Here is a 19,754-nt window from a genome sequence, read left to right as displayed (position 1 = left end):
GGAATAAAAGCCATGATTAAACCATCAATTAAATCTGTGGTATTAGGTACAATTATTGCTCTTAGTTCCAGTACCATAATTGCTTCAAAAGTTAGTTTGGCACAGACTAGACCCAACTATGTAGACCTGAGTCCTTATCAAACAAGTATTAAAAATCAGGGAAGCCGTAACACCTGTATTACATTTGGTGCGATCGCAGCTTTAGAAGCCGCCTACAAACGAGCAGGCTATGGTGATCTGGATTTGAGTGAACAATTTCTCAACCATATCGGCAAAACCTTCTGGCTTCATCCCAACTGGAGTGACATTCTAGCTAAGGGGGAAGATGGTAGCGAAACTCAAGTAGGTGTTTTTGGTGGGGGTGGTGGTGTAGGTTACATCGAAAACCTCACCAGAGGGTTTAAAGTCCCGTCTGAAAATCTCATGCCTTACCGCACCACCAACTACACAGTTGCAGATCATCCTCACCTAGCCAATCCTTGGGACAGTTCCTTCTGGAACAAACAACGACGGATGAGTGATATTAACTTAGACCCGCGTTTTCTCCCTACTGCCGCTCTTAATGCTGATAAATATTACTCAGTACAATCTTTCAAAAGAATCAACCCTAGAAGTGCTGTAGAAATTGAGACAGCCTTGGCTCAAGGTAAAGAAGTAGTATGGGATACATTACTTGCTAATACAGCAAATCCTATCTGGCGGCCTTGTAGTACCGGTCAAGCGAATTGTCCCAATGGCGCACACTCCATGTTGATTATCGGTTATGACCGACGTGATCCCGACCCCACAAAACACTATTTCCTCGTGAAAAATAGTTGGGGTGGTGGATATACCAAAATTGCTTATAACTATCTTCAATATGGTTATGACGCTGGTTATATCGAAGCAATTAAGCCTCCTCAACGTTGGTATGAAGTAGCATTTATCGGACGCTGGGATATCAATTTTGATGGTTGGAAAGGTGTTCTAGATATCTACCATTTACCCGGCTATTCCCAATGGATATTCGCCAAATCTGGGGTAACTACTACAGACCGCAGAATCGGTACATTTTACGATACCAGTGGCAAAGCCTTTAAGGTGAATGGGTTAGTAACTGGACAGACAATTCGCTTCTACATCGATGGTAGAAATCCTAATGCTCGTTGGGATCAAATCGGTAATGACCGAGAATTTTCTTACACGATGGTGGACAATTCCGGTACAATCATGGCTGGTAGCCACAAAGACCCAGATGGTAGCCGTTATGGCGGGTATGCTAAAAAGCAGGGTTTGTTAGCATCTGTGTCTCAAACTCCTAGGCCACTTCAACCTAGTTCTTATCTGGCGAGTTGGAATACTCGATTCAACAACATTCAAGGCAATTTAACACTGTCTCGTCAGGATAATAGCTTCCTCTCTTTAACAGAAAGAAGCCAATATTCAGGACTTACAGGCGTATTCCAAGTTGGGACTACAAATTACCCAGCACAAGCTTTAGTCAGTAAACTGAACCCCAATGAGATTAGTATTCGCATTCCAGCTATTTTGGGAGATCCTGCATCAACTTTAGAATCTGGGGATGGTCAGCTTTTAGGCCGCCATCTCAACCATGAAAGAGGTGTGGTAGCTGGTAGTGCTTACTACACCAACGGTAAAGAGTCAGGACTGGTCATGGTGAGAAACTAAACTAGAATCGCAGCACTTGCATAACTACTAGTCCACCACACAAATTATGACAAGTCATAGCTCCCCGACTTTTTTTAAAAAAGTCGGGAATCTGAACACCTGCAACCAGCCAAAATCAATCGGATGGAATACTACTAAGATGAGGGAAGTTACTTTTTCCTCATCTTGATTTAACAGTTTTCTCCTGACTGTTCACAAGCTCCAATACTTACCCAGGTACTAGATAAATTCCCATCTTCTGCACTGTACCATTCCTTTTTCCAAATGGGTGCATTGTGTTTTAGAGTATCAATCGCATAGCGACAAGCATCAAAAGCTTCACTGCGATGCGGACAACCAACTGCTACTAAAACGCTAATTTCTCCTATTTGCAAACGTCCGATGCGATGGTGAATAACTACACGATTTACATCAGTCCATTGATGGCGAATCTCAGCTGCAATTTGATAAAAAACTTGCAAGGCCATCGGTTCATACGCTTGGTATTCCAGTGCAATCACTGGTTTACCATCAGTTTGATTGCGAACCGTCCCACTCATAATTACAACAGCACCATTAGCAGGATCATCGGCTTGATGATAGATTTCATCTATAGATAATGGTGCCAAGGTAATAGCAAAGCTATCTTCCTCTCTAGGTTTTTGAATAGCAATATGGGTAGATGTCAGCACTGATTTCATAAGTTAAGTAAAAAATTATCCTAAATCTCAATCCCAGTTACTAATTACTATCTCATAATTGGGCTACCGTGATGATGCACTAAATACCATTTACCTCCCAACAATTGAAATATATTGGTAGCTATTGAGCGTGCCTCTAACCTTTTACCTCTAACCACTTGTAAGATATTTTCTGTCACAATTAAATAAGCTAAATTATCCACTAATTCTATATTCAGAATATCAGTATTAATTTCCATATAAGCTGTATTTTTAAATATTTGTTCCCAAGAGATGCTGATTTCCTGCCAACCCCGTAGAGCATCGCGTCCAGGATGAATACAGCAACTACCAGTACCTTTTGACCAGACATTACTCATAGCTTCCATATCTTTTTTTTCAAAAGCTCGATAAAAGGCTGTATTAGCTGCTAAAACTTCAGATTTTATAGTTTGATTAGTTTGCATGACACTATGATTCTCAGTGTTATTTCTGTTTGAAATTATGTCAATTTTTGCTTGAATCTAAAATTGGTTGACTCTACTAATTGTTTGTAATAGTTGGCTTGCTGTATAGGGCTTTGCTAAAAAAGCTTGAATACCTATATTATGGGCTGCACTTACTTTATCACTAGTTGCCAGTCCACTGACAGCAATAATTTTGACTCTAGGGTTAATTTTTTGCAATGTGCGAATCGTTGTTAATCCGTCCATTGATGGCATGACCATATCTGTTAATACTAAGGATATTTCTGATTGATATTCTGCATATAAAGCTATAGCCTCAATACCATCACTGGCTGTGATAGCTTTGTAGTTGTGGTTTTCTAGGGATGTTTTAGTAACATTTCTAATTGCATCTTCGTCATCTACGACTAAAATCAGTTCTCCATTACCTAGAGGTGATTCTGCTTCTATTTCTTCCAGAGTTTCTTTAGCTTCTTGTGCTGGTAAATAGATTTTAAATTGACTGCCTTTGCCTATTTCCGTAGTGACGTTGATAAAACCCCCGTGACTTTTAATAATACCAAGAACAGTAGAAAGACCAAGCCCAGTCCCTTGATTTATTTCTTTGGTGGTGAAAAATGGCTCAAATATCCGGTCTAACATTTCTGGACTAATACCGCTACCTGTATCTGTCACCGTTACCATCACGTAAGAGCCGACTTTCGCATCTAAATTCATCCTGGCATAATTTTCATCTATGAAAAAATTCTCAGCCGCAATTTGTAATATCCCTCCATTTGGCATAGCATCACGAGCATTAACACACAAATTCATCAGGACTTGATGAATTTGTGTAGCATCCGCAGATACAATCCAAAGATTTGGTAAGATTTTGGTGGCAATTTCAATTGATTTCGGGAATGTTTCTTTAATGATTTGTTGAATTTCCAGAATTAAATGCCTGAGTTGCAAAAGAGTGCGATCGCCTTCTAGTCCACGAGTAAAAGAAAGTACCTGTTTAACTAAATTTGCGCCTCGTTTAGCATTGCTAATTAATATAGGCAGTAGTCGCAAAGAACGCTCATCTTGAATTTGAGATTCTAATAGCTGTGCTGTCATTAAAATGGGAGCTAAGACATTATTGAGGTCGTGAGCAATTCCACTAGCTAGAGTGCCGATACTTTCTAAACGTTGAGCGCGGAGAAACTGTGCTTCTAGTTGTTTTTTCTCGGTAATTTCTGTGTTGACTACAAGAATTGATTCGGTTTGTTCTCCAAATTCATTTACTAGCGTCCAACGACTTTCAACAATGATATTTTTTCCAGCTTTAGTTTTTTGATTTAATTCGCCTTCCCAATAGTGATTTTTTTTTAAATCTTCTAAAGCTGTATTTAATAGTTGTAAATTAGTTTCTTGCCACAGTTCATGTGTTTTCTTCCCAATAGCTGCTGCTTTCTCCCAGCCGTAAAGTAACTCGGCAGCTTGATTCCAGAATAAAATTTGTCCGGCTAAATTCTGGACAAAAATGGCATCTTTAGCAATATCCAGTAAAGCAGCTTGTTGCTTAATTTGTTTTTCTGTGTGTTTGCGTTCAATAGCATAACGAATCGCACGTTCTAGTAAAGGTGCATTCAATAATCCTTTCTCTAAATAATCTGCTGCGCCTGCTTGTATTGCTTGTAGGTCGATTTCTCTGTCTCCTTGACCAGTCAGTAAAATTATGGGTGCTTTGCAACCATTGTTAACTGCTTCACGAATCAATTCCAGTCCGCTATCTAGTCCTAAACGGTAATCTACAAGATAGATATCATGTTGAGCTTGAGCGATCGCAACTTGAGCAGCTTGATAGTTATCAACCCATTCTAGTTCACAGGTGATTATTTGACACTCACTTAACCAATCACGAGTGAGGAAATAATCATTTTCATTATCATCAATTAACAAGACTCTAATTGGACTTTTTTCCATTGCTGCCTCCCATTGCTACTAGTGGCAGTTCTTCAGTTTCCAACCAGCGTTTTGCTATCAATTGTCTCATCCCAGCACGATATGAAAGTATGTGGTTTGGTAAACAGCACAGTTAGAAAGTTTATTTGCTTCTGAACAGATAACTCTAAAATTGCTTTCAACTCTGGAGATACGTCAATCAAAACTTGTTGACAACCGTACAAATAAATCACCTCCTTAATATTATTAATTATCTCATTGTTTACGGTTTTATAGTGTTAAGGTTAAAACCCGCGCATTCGCTTCTTATATCCCCCGCCTGAATGACGGGGGTTTTACGTATCACGACTCATAATTAAATATGATATCTATATCCCTCTACTGTGATGCTGTCAGGACAATAAAAAATAACATTGCATCTTTGTCTATAAAGTCTAAATTTTAGTCATCTTTAGATAAAAGAGGTATTTTGTCCTATGTCACCCACAATTCAAAAACTCACTCTTAACAATAAACCTTACTTTAGAGTGATTTGGTAATCCCTCTACAGGAATAAAAGCGTTTAAACGAGGTAAAGAAGGAAACAGTTGGTCAATAGTCAATAGTCAATAGTCAATAGTCATTAGTCATTAGTCGATAGTCATTACTCATTACTCATTACTCAGCACTCACCACGGGCTAAACGCCCCGCTTCCGCTAACAGCACTCACCACTCAAAAGTAAATAATGTTTTCCCCTGCACCCCTGCTTGATTAATAACCAATTAACTCCACTGCATCTTTATTGTCCCAATCTTGGAAATAAACTTTCACAACTTCTTCTTTGGCGGTGGGTAATTGCTTACCTATAAAATCTGGATGAATAGGTAATTCGCGATGACCTCTGTCAACTAGCACAGCTAAACGAATGACTTCCGGTCTACCATACTCATTAACGGCATTTAATGCAGCACGAATTGTTCTGCCTTTGAAAATCACGTCATCCACTAACACTACTGTTTTTCCTGTCAAGTCAAAGGGAATATTGGTTTTGGCTGGAGTTCGCAAACCAATTTGATCTAAATCATCCCGATAGAAAGTAATATCTAATGCTCCCACTGGTGTATCAATACCTTCTAGTATCTCAATTTGACGTGCTAATAGTTCGGCTAACGGTACTCCACGGGTATAAATACCAACTAGTACCAACTGTGATAAATCGCGGGTTCTTTCGATAATCTGAGAAGCTAAACGCGTCACAGTACGGCGTAAATCTTCGGCAGAAAGGATTTCAACAATTTTGCTTGGTGTAGGCATAATTGGGGAATGGGGAATGGGGAATGGGGAACGGGGAATGGGGAATGGGGAATGGGGACTGGGGAATGGGGACTGGAGAGAATTTTTTACCTATGCCCAATGCCCTATACCCTATGCCCAGTGTATGAAATAATGACTAGTTTATTAGGATTGCGATCGCTATTCCTAACCATAGTAAAAAGCAATATCTGGTAAGCTGTAAGGCTTGGTTAATATGAATTGGTTGGATGGGATGAATGGGATCTCCTAACAGTGGTTTTGGCTTAGGAACTCCTCGATACCAATTTGTACCACCCATTTGCACACCCAAAATCGCTGCATAAACGCACTCACTCCAACCAGAATTAGGACTAGGATCAGCTTTAGCATCACGGCGACAAATGCGGCATACATATCCAGGTTTTCCTGATAATAAACCTAAAGTTAACACTGTGAGACGACAAGGCAACCAAGTTAAACAATCTTCTAGTCGCGCACTACACCATCCTATATATGTATAGGGAAGTTCTCGATAACCCACCATTGAATCTAGGGTACTACTAGCTTTGTATGCTAACGCTAGAGGTGCAGCACCTAATCCTGGAATGCAAGCACCAACAATAGCGTAAAATAGTGGAGATGTTACGCCATCGGTAGCATTTTCTGTGACTGTTTCTAAAACCGCGCGTAAAATTTCTGATTCTGATAGATTTTCAGTGTCTCTACCTACATATAGACTTAACTTTTGACGTGCTAATGGTAAATCTTTAGCTGTTAGTGGTGTTAAAACATCAACTGCTGCATTTCGCAAACTCCGAAAAGCAAAACAGCTAGCTAAAAGTATAACTTGAACAGCGATCGCTAATAATGGATGTAACCATCCCGCTATGTAAATCACTACCCAACCCACACCACCACTACCAATAATTAAAATCACAGCCAAGATAATTCCTACTAATCTTTGGGTGAAAGGTTTATGGCAAAATTGCAGAAATAATTTACTCAAACGAGAAATCACCCATCCCATCATCTGCACAGGATGAGGCCAACCCCAAGGATCACCAATTAAATAATCTAAAATTGCCGCCAAGATAAGGATGATAGCAGATAGCACGTTTTTGAGAATGGGGACTGGGGACTGGGGACTGGGGAATGGGGACTGGGGAATGGGGAATGGGGAATGGGAACTGGGGACAAGGTAGGAGAGGAGAAAAACTATTGACTATTGACTATTGACTATTGACTATTGACTAAACCACAAAACTCGCTTCTTCTCCTAAAGATGCTTGCCAACTACGAGCATCGTAATATAAATCTGCCAAGGTAATACTATACAAAGCCTCTTTCAGCTTTTGGTTGAGTCGTTGCCACAAGCTAAATGTTACCCAATCTTCTGTTTGCGCTGGTGTGGGGGTATGATGAGGTAAATTTGTGACTGTTTCTCCTACGGCTTCTAAAATTTGTCCTATCGAAATTTGCGCGGGTTTCTTTGCTAGTTGATACCCTCCTACACTACCGCGAATTGATTTGACAAGTCCAGCACGCCGCATTTCTATTAGTAATTTTTCCAGGTATGGAGCCGGAATATCTTGGCGTTTAGATATTACTTTCACAGATGCAGGCCCATAATCAGGTTGTAAACTCAAGTCAAGTAATGCTTTGACGCTGTAGTGTCCTTTAGTAGTTAGTTTCATGGGGATTAGTCATTAGTCATTAGTCATTAGTCATTAGTCATTAGTCATTAGTCAACAGTATGTGAGTAAGTCATCGTTTCTTAGGAACTACCCTTTAGCAATTATCAGCACCATTTACCACATCTTCTATAAGCTAGCAACTGTATTTAGCTATTGACTGTTGACTGTTGACTAAGGATCAGTTTTGCTTATCACTTTTCACTCAAATGATCAATCTCAGTAAATAGACAAGTTTTTTTGCACCACTTTAGAAAACTTAAATAAATATAGTTTAGCAGTGATCAACAAACTAAAGATATTTATCAGCATGATCAAAAATAGATGGTCTTAACAATATTGGAAAACTTGCAACATTTTTACCTTTGAATGTAATATACTTGGCTAGGCTGAGATAAAAACTAAAGGATAATGTTCCTATTAGCTCAAGTCAGCTAAAATAAAATCGATTCAACTACTTTAACCATTGATTTTTGACCTAAGTTGATGCCTAAACAGAAAAAGATTGAACCCCTAGTCGGTGAAGAGCTGCTCAAGAAAGTCAAAGAGCTAGAGAACCTTAGCAAAGAAGAAAAAGCAAAGCAGTGTGGCTACTATACCGTTACTAAAAATGGTGTAGAGCGCGTCAATATGATGAAGTTCTTGAATGCCCTAATTGATGCTGAAGGCATTCAGTTAGACAGCGCGCCCAATGCTAATGGACGCGGTGGACGCAGTGCTAGCTATAGAATTAGTGTGCAGTCCAATGGTAACTTGTTAATTGGTTCAGCCTATACAAAACAGATGAACCTCAAACCAGGAGATGAATTTCTCATTACTTTAGGTAAAAAGCACATTCGCCTGCGTCAAGTAGATGAAGATGAAAAGTTAGGCGTAGAGGCTGAGGAAGCTACAGCATAATTAGTCAATAGTCAATAGTCAACAGTTAACTGATTTAAGACTCGATATGTGAGCTATCAAATGAAGTTAAGTCAATAACTACATGACTAATGACTAATAACTAATGGCCATTGACTAACCCATGAATTGCTTTACTTGTAACTGCCAAGTCATAGGTGAGCGCGATTTGTTCTCGATCTAATAAACCTAAAATCAATTCATGGTTATCCCGTGCTACCACTGGTAACTGATGCAAACCTCTGAGCGTCATTCGATCAAAAGCCTCAGATAAAGGTTCATCACGCCAAGCATAAAGTATTTCAGTGGTACAGATATCCATGATAGTTTGACTGGCAAAATTACTCTGGTTTTCGGTGGAAGAATTAGAGTAATTTTGCCATAGGGAAAGCGTGCGGTTAATATCTTCTAGAGAGAGGATACCAACTAATTGTTCTGATCCATTAATTACTAAAGCACTACGGGTGCGATCGCGTGTCATTGCTTTTGCAGCTTCCAAAACTCCCAAGCTAGCAGGGAGTTTTTTCGGGCAAGAAAGCATTGCATCCTCTACTAAAATTTGCTGTAATAATTCCTCCTGTTCATCTTTCAACTCTGCTAGGCCAATTTGTTGCAAATTGGCATTAGCATCAGCATTGGGTTGAATGCGGTCAACTAGCCATACACTTAAACTTACAGCCGCCATTAAAGGCAAAACAATTCTATAGTCGCGCGTTAATTCAAACAGCATTAAAATTGCCGTTAAAGGAGCGCGCACACTCCCAGCTAATACAGCCGCCATTCCCACCATTGCATAAGCTGGTGGTGCAGCCATATATTCAGCAAAACCAGGAGCAATCAGGGGTAAAATCTTGGCATAAGCTGATCCTAAAGAAGCACCGAGAAACATTGCAGGCGCGAACAAACCCCCCACAAAACCACTACCTGCACTAATAGCCGTCATCAGCAACTTAACTAGTAGTAAAGCTAAAAGTAAATTTAGGGAAAATTCTACATCTTGCAGCATTGCTTGGACTGTTTCATAGCCAGTACCCAAAATTTGCGGGAATTGTAAAGCCGCGATACCAACAATTACACCTCCGATAATTGGGTGTATGGGTTGAGGAATTTTACCAAAAAAACTTAAGCCAGGAATTGAACCAGCAAAACAAGCCTTTGCTAAACGAATTGATTGTGTGTATATCAGAGAAACTAAACTAGCACCAAAACCCAAGCCCAAATAAATCGGTAACTCCAAAGGGCTACGGACTTGGTAAACTGGCAAAGTAAAAGCAGGTTGCGCCCCCAAACCAATTTGAGCAATTAAAGCTGCAACCACTGCGGCGAGTAACACAATACTCACCGCCGAAGTAGCAAAAGAAGTTGCCCCCATAACTACTTCTAGCGCGAAAAATACTCCGGCGATCGGGGCATTAAATCCGGCTGCTAATCCCGCCGCCGCACCAGCACCCAACAATAAACGCCGTTTTTCTTGGGAAACTTGCAAAATTAGAGACAGCAACATCCCAAAATTCGCGCCAATTTCCACACTTGGCCCTTCTGGCCCCAAAGAAGCACCACTTCCCAAGGAAACCGATGCAGCCAACATTTTAGTCACTGGTCGTAATTGCCGCTTAATTTCTGTACCATCAGAAGCAGCAATTAAAGATGAAAGTCCGGGGCCAAAATCTTGAGTCCGCCAACGCATTAACCCTACAACTAAGCCACCTAACATGGGGACACAAGCCAGAGTCCAAGCACCCCAAGCCCCAATTACACCCATCAAATTTTCTAGCATGAGTTGGTGAATCAACTCGATTAAATAATGAAAAGTCACCACACCCATACCAGTACCACCGCCGATAATTAAAGCTAAAAACAGCACGACGGTTTCAGGCGAAAGTTGAAAACGGTTAATGAGATGCAATAAACGGTTAGGGGAGGAAGACAAAACAATTTGTTCCTTTGCCTTCCCCAGTTCAGCAGAGGGCAATAGAGTCATTGAAAAAACAGGTAAATCTGGGAAGAAATTTAAGTTTTTATCTGTTATCTCTTATTGTGAGACATTATTCATTCAGCAGACAAGTCAGAGTCAATAGTCAATAGTCAATAGTCAATAGTCAATAGTCATTAGTCAATAGTCATTAGTCATTAGTCATTAGTCAATAGTCATTAGAGAACAGTTGTTCTCATCTCCTACCTTGTCTACCTTGTCTCTTTTGTCCCCAGTCCCCAATCCCCAGTCCCCAGTCCCCAATCCCCAATCCCTGGTTACAAAGATTTAGTTAAAAAAATTTTGCGGCTCTCAATGTTTCTGGAGATAATGGTTAAATTAAAAGAGAACCGATGGTTAATGAACAACACCAACATTAAGGTATGAATAATGACTATATTGATTCTCTCAATAAGAGAACATTGCCAATAGCAAATAATTATACTGCCATTATTCATATTAGAAATTCTTACCTATCTACAATATCCTTATGGCGCAAGCATTGTATAACTTTCAGCATGGATAAGTAAGTGTGTAATCAATGATTAAGTTATACACGAATTTTTAGCTTACTCAGTATTGTTTGGGAATTTAATATCACCAGATCAAGAGAGTCAATTAACAGGATTAAGCGGAAGATGTAGATGAATACACACACCTTTGATCATCATTATGTTATTTGCCCTATCTGCCAAAGACATACTAGGGCAAAGGTATTGAAAACTTATATCGGCTTATTTACTTGTCCGTACTGTCAAGAAAGATTAGTGGTTTGTCAAAGCGGGCATTATGTGCGTGATCCGTTTGTGTTGAATCAAATGCTGATTTGTTCAGCAATCCGTCGTCAAAGCAGTCCTCTAGCTAGAATTGTCCGTGATTTTGTTCTGTGTAAACGTCCGTGGCTGGCTTTAGCTTTAGGCGGTGCGATTGTGTTTGGGGTGCTGGCTGTGACTCAAAAAGCTACCAATTATGAAGAGCAAAGGTTAACGCCCGAATTGGGAATTGGGGAATGGGGAAATAGGGATTTGAGGTTTTAAATTTGAGATTTAGGATTTGAGATAGAACAAGTTCCCAATCTCAAATCTCAAATCATTAAAAATCAAAGGTTGTACGTAATACTCCTACGTATTGCGTATCGTTGTGACTGTTGTTTTCGGGGTTTAAAATCATCCAAAAACCAGGAGTCACTGAGATGTGATCGTTCATTCGCCAGCGATAGAATGCTTCGATGTGATATGAGTTATCCCCTTCTTCTCGGACATCACTGTGAGCAACACGAGGCGGTAAACCTAAGAGAATTCCTGGTAAGTTGCCTTTACCTCCCACATCTGGAAATGACATCCCAATCGCCCCAAACCAAGCGTTGGCGTTGTCTCCACTATTGACGAACAAGGAATCTTTGCTACCTATGCCATTAGAAATATTACTGAAACCAGAGTTCTTAGCAGTTGCCCAGATATAGCCACCCCAAGCATGAACTTGGAAATTAGGAGAAAAACGATAGTATTCTTGTACACCAAGCATACTGTTAGAAGTGGCAATGCTATCACCAAAAGGCGCGCTAGATAAGGCACTACCTCTTCCGGCTGTGATATCTACACTGCCACCAGGGCTATATCCTTGAGAGTAAGCCACACCTACTGCACCTTGTTTACCGTAGTAAACAAGATGGGCTAAGGCGTTGTAACCGCCGTCAAGTAAGCCATTTTTTGGACTGGGGTGATTGGGACTGTTGGCTAAATAGCCGAGAGTTAAAATCAAGTCTTCGCTAATTTTCCAGTTAGCAGCAGCACCACCGCCACCCCTCTCAAACAGCAAACTGTTCTTTCCAAATAATGAAGGAATACCATTACCATCATCGGCGATCGCGGCGGGTGTAACATTATCTGTGATGTCGTTATAGCCGATACCTACAGGGCCGACAACAAAGGAGAGGGAATCACTGACGGGGAAGTAGTAACGAATGTGCGGCACGAATAAATCATTGTTACTATCATTATCAAAGTTTAGGCGCGTCATGCCTGTGCCTGTGGCTGCGGCTATTTGACTTGAGCCAGCGTTGTTGGCAAAGTTGCCAAATTCTAATCTGACTCGCAATAAATCTTTGCCAGTAAAACTACTTTCTAAATTAAGACGGCCACGGGTGGCAAAAAAGAGGTGAGATTCATCCCGTGTGCCACCGACTTTATTGCCAAATGTGTCGCTAACCGCAGTAATAATTTGACCACTCAGCTTGGTAGTGGTGGAAAACTGCTGCTGTTCTAATGTGGCGGTACGTGTCTCTAAGCTATCTACCTGACCACGTAGGGTTGCTAATTCGTTAGCAAAGTCAGTTTGTAATTTTTGCAACACTACTAGGTCTTCTTGATTGACTAAATTACTGGTAGATGTGGCGATTAATTCATTGATGCGGTCTAAGCAAGCATTTAAACCTGCGGCAAATTCATAACGAGTTAAGGCACGGTTGCCGCGATAGGTGGCGTTAGGATAACCAGCAATACAACCGTAGCGTTCTACTAATGATTGCAATGCGGCAAATGCCCAGTCTGTTGGTTGGACATCGGAGAATTGAGAAACTGAGGTGACTTGTTCTTGGTCGATATCTGCGGATTGAGAATTATCTACGGGTGCGGCTAAGACGGCTGGAGATGCCAACAATAAAAGCGGCAAACTGGATAAAAGGTGTTTCAGCATTGGGTGTAGTGTGATGTTTGGCTAGATATGGGTAAAAATATGCGTGAAAAATTAGAAATCTCTCGTTATATGTATCGGTGTTGGAGAGGTTTCAATTTTTGGCGTTGGTGATTGAGAATATGAATTGTCTCACGCAAAGGCGCAAAGGCGCGAAGGAACAAAGGAAAAGAAAAGTATTGTACAAGGACGGGGTTTTCAACCCAATTTTTCGATAAAAGTGCAGAGAGGAGAGAAGGAGAGTTATGAATGAACAGCAGGGGAGCAGGGGGAAAAATCACGCCACTTGCGGGTGAGGTACTTTTAGTTCCCCCTGCCCTCCTCACCCTGCCCCCTGCCTCTGATCAAACCCTCCTGTAACTGTGGTTTTTAACGTCGAGAACGTCTGCGGAGTCTGTCAATCATGACTGCGGCGATGATGACTAAGCCTTTAACGACTAGTTGCCAGAAGTAGGACATATTGAGCAGGGTTAGGCCGTTGTTGAGGACGGCAATGATTAATGCACCAAGGAGTGTACCGCCGATAGTGCCTATCCCACCGGTGAAACTTGTACCACCTAGAATTACGGCTGCGATCGCATCTAATTCATAACCCTGTCCTAAAATGCCTGTGGCACTATACAGGCGACTAGCACTCATAATTCCGGCTAAACCTGAAAGTAATCCACTCAAACCATAGACAAATAGCAACACGCGATTGACTTTAATGCCGGTTAATCTGGCGGCACGTTCGTTACCACCAACGGCGTAAATCTGCACACCTAAAACCGTTTGTCGCAGCACAAACCAACTTACAGCTACCGTCAGTAAGGCGAGGATCACTAACCAAGGAAGAGGGCCGACATAGCTATTACCTACCCAAGCAAAATTGATGTTGCGGTTAATTACTGTCGTACCGTTAGCAACTAGAAACGCCGCACCCCGCAAGGCGGTTAATGAACCCAAGGTGACAATAAACGGCGGTACATCCAAAAAGGTAATTAACGCACCGTTGAGTAAACCCAAAAGCAATCCCGTGACTAAAGCCGCAGGTACAGCTAACCAACCCAACGCCGGTAGTAAAGATACTAAAACTGCAACTACCGCAGATACCGCCAAGATTGAACCCACGGAAAGGTCAATACCACCGGTGAGAATCACAAAAGTCATCCCCGTTGCCAAGACAATATTGATTGATGCCTGACGTAAGATATTGACGGCGTTACCTGGTGTGAAAAAGTTGGGACTTAGCAGGGAAAATAAGATACAGATAATGACTAAAATCGGTAAAATCCCTGCTACTTGCAGTAAGTTGTTGATGGATTTGCGCCGATTAGCTGAGGAATTTTGATTGGGTCTGTTGTTGATTGGTCTTAAAGTTTGACTCATGATGCAGATACCTCCGATGCTCCAGTTGCATAGTGCATAATGTTTTCTTGGGTAATTTCCTTGCCTTGGGTGTCGTCAAGTTCACCGACTAACTTGCCTTCGCGCATGACTAAAACGCGATCGCTCATACCCACAATCTCTGGTAGTTCACTAGAAACCATGAGAATTGCTACCCCTTGGTCTGCTAAATCGCTAATAATGCGGTAAATTTCGCTTTTCGCGCCGATATCTACGCCGCGTGTGGGTTCATCCAACATCAAGACTCTAGGATTAATGGCTAGCCAACGCGCTAATAGCAGTTTTTGTTGATTACCACCGGAAAGATCCACGGCTCTAATTTCCAAATTAGCCAGTCGGATATGAAAGTTTTCGACGGCTTCCGTGGCAATTTTATTGACTGAACCCCAATTGACAATGCCTGCTTTGGCATCCTGTTTAAGTCGATTGAGTCCGATATTCTTACGGGAACTCATTTCCAAAAATAAACCTTGGTCTTTGCGGTCTTCTGGGACGTAACCAATCCCAGCTGCAATGGCATCAGTCGGGGAATTAATTTCTAATTTTTTGCCATTGAGGAAGACTTCACCACTGATTTTGCGGTCAGCACCGAAAATCAACCGCGATATTTCTGAACGGCCTGCACCAACTAGCCCCGATAATCCCAAAATTTCCCCAGCACGCAGTTGAAAGCTAGTAGGCTGCACTTTGCGTCCGTCACTAATATTTCTGACTTCTAGCACCACAGCACCTGGATTTTTCTGCCGTTGATGTTCGTAAAAGTCCTGCATGGAACGGCCGACCATCATCTGTACTAATCGCTGGGGGGAAATCTCCTCACGGGTGAGACTGCCGATATATTGACCATCTCGCAGTACACTAATACGGTCAGCTAGAGCATAGATTTCTTCCATACGATGGCTGATGTAGATAATGGCAATGCCATCATGGCGGAGTTTGCGAATTACCTCAAACAAACGCTCAGTTTCGCGGTCAGACAGGGCTGCGGTTGGCTCATCCATCACCAAAATCCGACTGTTGTCTTTTAAAGCCCTGGCAATTTCGACTTGTTGTTGTTCTGCGATCGCTAATTTTCCCACTATAGTCTGCGGTGAAAAACTAGCTCCCAAACTGTCTAACACTTGTTGGGCTTCGAGTTCCATGCTTTTGCGGTCTAAAAACTGACCCTTTTGCAACTCACTCCCCATAAAAATGTTTTCAGTGACAGTTAAATTGGGTGCAACATTCAATTCTTGGTAGATCAGATTAATTCCCGCTTGTCTTGCTGTACCTGGATCAGTAATTTTCACAGGTTGACCATGAATGCGAATTTCACCTTCATCGGCAATATAAGCCCCAGCTAAGATTTTCATTAATGTGCTTTTACCTGCGCCATTTTCACCCATGAGGGCGTGAACCTCTCCTGGATAAATGGTGAGATTGACACCCTGCAAAGCCGGAACACCATGAAATCGTTTCGCAATCCCTTGCATTTCTAATACAGGTGTGGCAGTCGCCGCCGGAGGGAAATCGGTTTTCATATTTGTTGTCATGATTATTTAAGTGCTGAGTGATGAGTGCTGAGTAATAAGTAATAAGTAATGAGTGATGAGTGCTGAGTAATGAGTAATAAGTAATAAGTAATGAGTAATGAGTAATGAGTAATGAGTGGTGAGTAGTTAGAAATCTTACTTCTCGCCTGCCCAATGCCCCATGCCCCACTCCCCATTCCCCCTGCCCCCCTGCCTCTTCTACCATCCAGTCGATGTACTAACGTTCTCTTTGGTGATCAGCTTGGCGGGAATCAATATGTTGGGCGATGCAGGCTTTTTGCCATGTAAGATGTCGTTACCTACCTGAACTGCTGTTTCTGTCATTCCTCTGGGGTTTTGAGTAGCTGTTGCTGCATAGAGGCTATCTTGAGAGGCGATCGCTTCGATGGCTTCGGGTGCGCCGTCAACTCCTACAATGAAAAAGTCTCGCCGTTTGGCTTGATTGGCAGCTAAATCTACGCCTACGCCACTAGGGTCATTGATGGCAAAGACTGCATCTATCTTGGGAAAGGTGACTAGTAAATCACTCATCACTCTTAGTCCCCCATCTCGGCTACCTTCGGCGTTTTGGTCTTTGGAAAGGATTTTGATATTGGGATATTTGGTTAATACTTTTAAGCAACCATCCACTCGCTGAATTACGGAAGTGACTGGTGGCCCGTTAACTATTACTACGTTGCCTTTACCTTGGAGGCGATCAACAATATATTGGCAGCTAATTTCCCCGGCTTGCAAGTTATTAGTGGTGACGGTTGCGTCTACTTCTGCATCTACGCCTGTGTCTACTGCAATGACAATTTTGCCTACTTTTCTAGCTTGGTCAACTGCTGGTCTAATGCCTTTAGAATCAGCCGCGTTGAGAATAATAATGTCAGTATTTGCAGCTACGAAATTTTCAATTTGGTTAAATTGCTGATTTAAGTCATAGCCACTAGAAACTACTGTCACTCTGACATCATCACCACCAATTTTTTTCGCTGCTTTTTCTGCACCTTTAGCCATGACGACGAAAAAAGGATTACTTAAATCGCCCAAAGTCACACCAACGGAACGTAATTTATGAGTCTGTGTACTGGTATCACTAACGTTTTTAGCTTCAGTTGGTGTAGCTAGGTCAGCATTGGGAGCAACGGTTGTGCAGCCGACAAGAGAGCTACCGATAATACTTAATAAAGTTGTTGATAAAGTAATTTTATTCACATTCATTGACATCCTATAACGCGTTGTTAGTTAACAAAACTCAACAGAATTTCCTTCTGTGAAATTTTCATATTCTGAAACATCAAACTAATTACTCAAACTGAAGTAGTAGGTTGTTTACTGAGAAACACCTATGAATTTTGGTGTGATTAATTTTTGGGATTTTGCCTATGCACAGGTGTGCATTACTGATGTTTTTTATTTTTGCACACCTGTGCATAAAAAATATGTTAATTTTATTTACGTTACTTACAGCCATGCTGAATATGAGTAAACGGAAAGTATCCATTGAAGATATTGCTCGCAAAGCGGGTGTTTCCCATTCCACGGTTTCCCGTGCTTTACGAGATAGTCCTTTGATTAGTGCGAGGGTGCGGGAGGAAATCAAAAGACTAGCGCAGGAGATGAAATATGTACCGAATGCGATCGCCCAAAGTTTACAAAATCAACGTACCTATACTGTTGGGGTAATTGTCACTTCCATTGCTGATCCCTTTTTTGGTGAGCTAGTCGAGGGAATTGAAGAAGTCGCCAAACAAGCAGGTTTAAATGTTTTATTAAATGCTTCCCACGGAGACTTTGAGCAAGAACTAGCCGCCATTGAGAATTTTCATTATCGGAGAGTAGACGGGATTGTCATAGCTGACTCCCGCATTAGTAAACAATACACAAAGCAGTTAACACAATTGACTGTGCCAACAGTTCTGATCAACGTTGATACTGATGATCGCGGCGAAATATTTCACTCTGTATCCATAGATGATCGCTTAGGTGGCTCTTTAGCCGTCAAACATCTCATAGATTTAGGACACACTTGTATCGGATATCTAGGTGTAGGTGATGGTAGCAAAGCCGAACAACAGCGTTTAGAAGGGTATAAAATAGCTCTTAATGATGCGGGTTTACCACAAAATAATCATTGGGTGGCAATTCCTGAACGCAATTCTGAAAACTATAAAAATAAAGACTTTGATATTGGTAAAGAAATGCTCTCTCAACTAGTAGAGGCAGGAGTAACTAGTATTTTTTGTTATAACGATATGGTGGCAGTCGGCGCGCTTTTAGCTTGTAAAGAATTAGGTGTGATAGTTCCAGAAGATTTAAGTCTAGTGGGATTTGATAATACGGCTCTCAGCAGTTACGTTACACCACCACTGACAACGGTTAGTCAACGAATGTTAGAAATGGGTCAATTGGCTATGACAATGTTACTGGAATTATTTCAAGGAAAAACTGTAGAAAATCTGCTGTTATCGCCGTTTTTAGTGGAAAGGAGCAGTTCTACAACAGTTAGCCAACGGAAAGTTTCTGCGGTGTCTGGAAGAATCTGAGGTTTGTTGAGTATTGGCTATTGTAAGGGCGGATTTCACCAAAATATCTGTTTTAAGCAGAACAAGGTAAATAATTAAAGGTTTGTAGTGAGAACTTTAGTTGTCAAAAAAGGACTAAAGTCCTTACTACAAACTGAATCCTCGTATTTTTAGATTGCTTAACATAGTTCGATTTTTCAATCGGTTCTACTGAAAGTGTGAATATCTCACAGAACCCGCCCCTACTGACATCAATTAAAAATGTAGCTATCTGCGAACATACCGACTAGCTAATTGGATAGCATCAGCGATATCAACGTCGCCGTCGCCGTCTGCATCCAGGAAATTATTTAAGACGGGATTACCAGCAGTTCGAGCATTTTGGACATTAGATCCAGATTGCAGGAAATTCAATACTAGAGGTACAACAATCGGTAGTAATTGTTGAATTGTGTTGGCATCTAAACCAGTGCGCTGGGCTGTTACACCTGCAACTTGTTGTTGTGTGTCGGGGGAAAATAGCGCATTCACGGCTTGTGGGTCAAAAGAATTACCAGCATACTGATTTACTAGAGCCTGTGCTGATTCATTTCCTTGGCTGGCTTGCTTTTGTTGTAAAGCGGCGCGGACGTAATTACCTACAACCCCAATTACAGATTGTATTGTGCCTGGATCTGTACCAGTCGTTGTACTCAAATCCTGTACAGTGTTGATAATACCTTCTATTTGACCCATATTACCTTGTAGATTTGGGTTGTTAACAGCACCGAGAATTTGATCAAAAAGTCCCATAGTGTTGATTTCTCCTTTTATCTTGGTACGCAGGGGAAGGGGCAGAGGACAAGGGGCAGGGAGCAGGGGGCAGGGGAAGCAAGGTAGAATTTCTTAGCCGATGCCCAATTCCCAATGCCCAATGCCCAGTCCCTATTGTGCAGGAATTGTAGATGTAAAACTATAGACTTAAGGATGAGAAATAAAAGAGCGATCGCTAATATTCCAATACAGTTCAGTTAAGAAAACAGTTTGTAGTGAGGACTTTAGTCCTCATCTAAGGACTGAAGTCCTTACTACGAACTTTCCC

General features: G+C 41.4%; 16 protein-coding genes. 4 read left to right on the top strand and 12 right to left on the bottom strand.

From position 1 onward, the window contains the following. Window positions 1-12: 12 nt before the first annotated feature. Entirely contained in the window at window positions 13-1,668 is a 1,656-nt protein-coding gene (locus CLI64_RS14190; RefSeq protein WP_103137822.1) for a C1 family peptidase, read from the top strand. 170 nt (window positions 1,669-1,838) lie between these two features. Here the strand turns inward: CLI64_RS14190 and CLI64_RS14185 are convergent, their stop codons facing one another. The 6 genes from CLI64_RS14185 to CLI64_RS14160 form a co-directional block, all read right to left on the bottom strand. After that, complete coding sequence (locus CLI64_RS14185) at window positions 1,839-2,348, bottom strand: molybdenum cofactor biosynthesis protein MoaE (protein WP_103137821.1); 510 nt, start codon at window positions 2,346-2,348, stop codon at window positions 1,839-1,841. Between the two features lie 47 nt (window positions 2,349-2,395). Continuing rightward, a complete protein-coding gene (locus CLI64_RS14180) occupies window positions 2,396-2,794 on the bottom strand; it encodes a nuclear transport factor 2 family protein (protein WP_103137820.1) in 399 nt (132 codons plus the stop codon). Between the two features lie 57 nt (window positions 2,795-2,851). After that, window positions 2,852-4,741, bottom strand: a complete 1,890-nt coding sequence (locus tag CLI64_RS14175; protein WP_103137819.1) for a response regulator — start codon at window positions 4,739-4,741, stop codon at window positions 2,852-2,854. Window positions 4,742-5,472: 731 nt separating this feature from the next. Beyond that, window positions 5,473-6,015, bottom strand: coding sequence for a bifunctional pyr operon transcriptional regulator/uracil phosphoribosyltransferase PyrR (gene pyrR / locus CLI64_RS14170; RefSeq protein ID WP_103137818.1), 543 nt, complete (start codon window positions 6,013-6,015; stop codon window positions 5,473-5,475). A gap of 136 nt (window positions 6,016-6,151) precedes the next feature. Further along, window positions 6,152-7,108 carry an adenosylcobinamide-phosphate synthase CbiB gene (gene cbiB, locus CLI64_RS14165; RefSeq protein ID WP_103137817.1) on the bottom strand — a complete coding sequence of 319 codons (957 nt, stop codon included), beginning with the start codon at window positions 7,106-7,108 and terminating at the stop codon, window positions 6,152-6,154. Between the two features lie 136 nt (window positions 7,109-7,244). Beyond that, window positions 7,245-7,688, bottom strand: a complete 444-nt coding sequence (locus CLI64_RS14160) for an Rrf2 family transcriptional regulator (RefSeq protein ID WP_103137816.1) — start codon at window positions 7,686-7,688, stop codon at window positions 7,245-7,247. A gap of 483 nt (window positions 7,689-8,171) precedes the next feature. Between CLI64_RS14160 and CLI64_RS14155 the strand changes: the two genes are divergently transcribed. Then, on the top strand, window positions 8,172-8,585 hold the full coding sequence (locus CLI64_RS14155; RefSeq protein ID WP_103137815.1) for an AbrB family transcriptional regulator: 414 nt from the start codon (window positions 8,172-8,174) through the stop codon (window positions 8,583-8,585). A gap of 100 nt (window positions 8,586-8,685) precedes the next feature. Here CLI64_RS14155 and CLI64_RS14150 read toward each other — a convergent pair whose 3' ends face one another. Next, complete coding sequence (locus CLI64_RS14150) at window positions 8,686-10,563, bottom strand: chloride channel protein (RefSeq protein ID WP_103137814.1); 1,878 nt, start codon at window positions 10,561-10,563, stop codon at window positions 8,686-8,688. Window positions 10,564-11,198: 635 nt separating this feature from the next. Here CLI64_RS14150 and CLI64_RS14145 point away from each other — a divergent pair. Then, window positions 11,199-11,591 (top strand): hypothetical protein, encoded by a 393-nt coding sequence (locus tag CLI64_RS14145; protein WP_103137813.1) that lies wholly within the window; start codon window positions 11,199-11,201, stop codon window positions 11,589-11,591. Window positions 11,592-11,646: 55 nt separating this feature from the next. On the opposite strand, the gene CLI64_RS14140 is transcribed toward CLI64_RS14145, so the two are convergent. From CLI64_RS14140 to CLI64_RS14125, 4 genes are all read right to left on the bottom strand, one after another. Next, window positions 11,647-13,248: an iron uptake porin gene (locus tag CLI64_RS14140; RefSeq protein ID WP_103137812.1), complete on the bottom strand. Its 1,602-nt coding sequence runs from the start codon at window positions 13,246-13,248 to the stop codon at window positions 11,647-11,649. A gap of 366 nt (window positions 13,249-13,614) precedes the next feature. Continuing rightward, window positions 13,615-14,613 carry a ribose ABC transporter permease gene (locus CLI64_RS14135; protein ID WP_103137811.1) on the bottom strand — a complete coding sequence of 333 codons (999 nt, stop codon included), beginning with the start codon at window positions 14,611-14,613 and terminating at the stop codon, window positions 13,615-13,617. Beyond that, the gene (locus tag CLI64_RS14130) at window positions 14,610-16,163 is read right to left on the bottom strand and encodes a sugar ABC transporter ATP-binding protein (protein WP_103137810.1); all 1,554 of its coding nucleotides are present in this window, start codon (window positions 16,161-16,163) and stop codon (window positions 14,610-14,612) included. The genes CLI64_RS14135 and CLI64_RS14130 overlap by 4 nt, the downstream gene beginning before the upstream one ends. Window positions 16,164-16,361: 198 nt before the next feature. Then, window positions 16,362-17,369, bottom strand: a complete 1,008-nt coding sequence (locus CLI64_RS14125) for an ABC transporter substrate-binding protein (RefSeq protein WP_103137809.1) — start codon at window positions 17,367-17,369, stop codon at window positions 16,362-16,364. A gap of 221 nt (window positions 17,370-17,590) precedes the next feature. On the opposite strand from CLI64_RS14125, the gene CLI64_RS14120 reads away from it, so the two are divergent. Then, a complete protein-coding gene (locus CLI64_RS14120; protein ID WP_192881719.1) occupies window positions 17,591-18,694 on the top strand; it encodes a LacI family DNA-binding transcriptional regulator in 1,104 nt (367 codons plus the stop codon). Between the two features lie 246 nt (window positions 18,695-18,940). On the opposite strand, the gene CLI64_RS14115 is transcribed toward CLI64_RS14120, so the two are convergent. Next, window positions 18,941-19,465 carry a DUF937 domain-containing protein gene (locus CLI64_RS14115; RefSeq protein WP_103137807.1) on the bottom strand — a complete coding sequence of 175 codons (525 nt, stop codon included), beginning with the start codon at window positions 19,463-19,465 and terminating at the stop codon, window positions 18,941-18,943. Window positions 19,466-19,754 lie beyond the last annotated feature (289 nt).

The organism is Nostoc sp. CENA543 (genome assembly GCF_002896875.1).
Classification (GTDB): Bacteria; Cyanobacteriota; Cyanobacteriia; order Cyanobacteriales; family Nostocaceae; genus Trichormus.
This window is presented reverse-complemented; position numbering and strand designations above follow the sequence as displayed.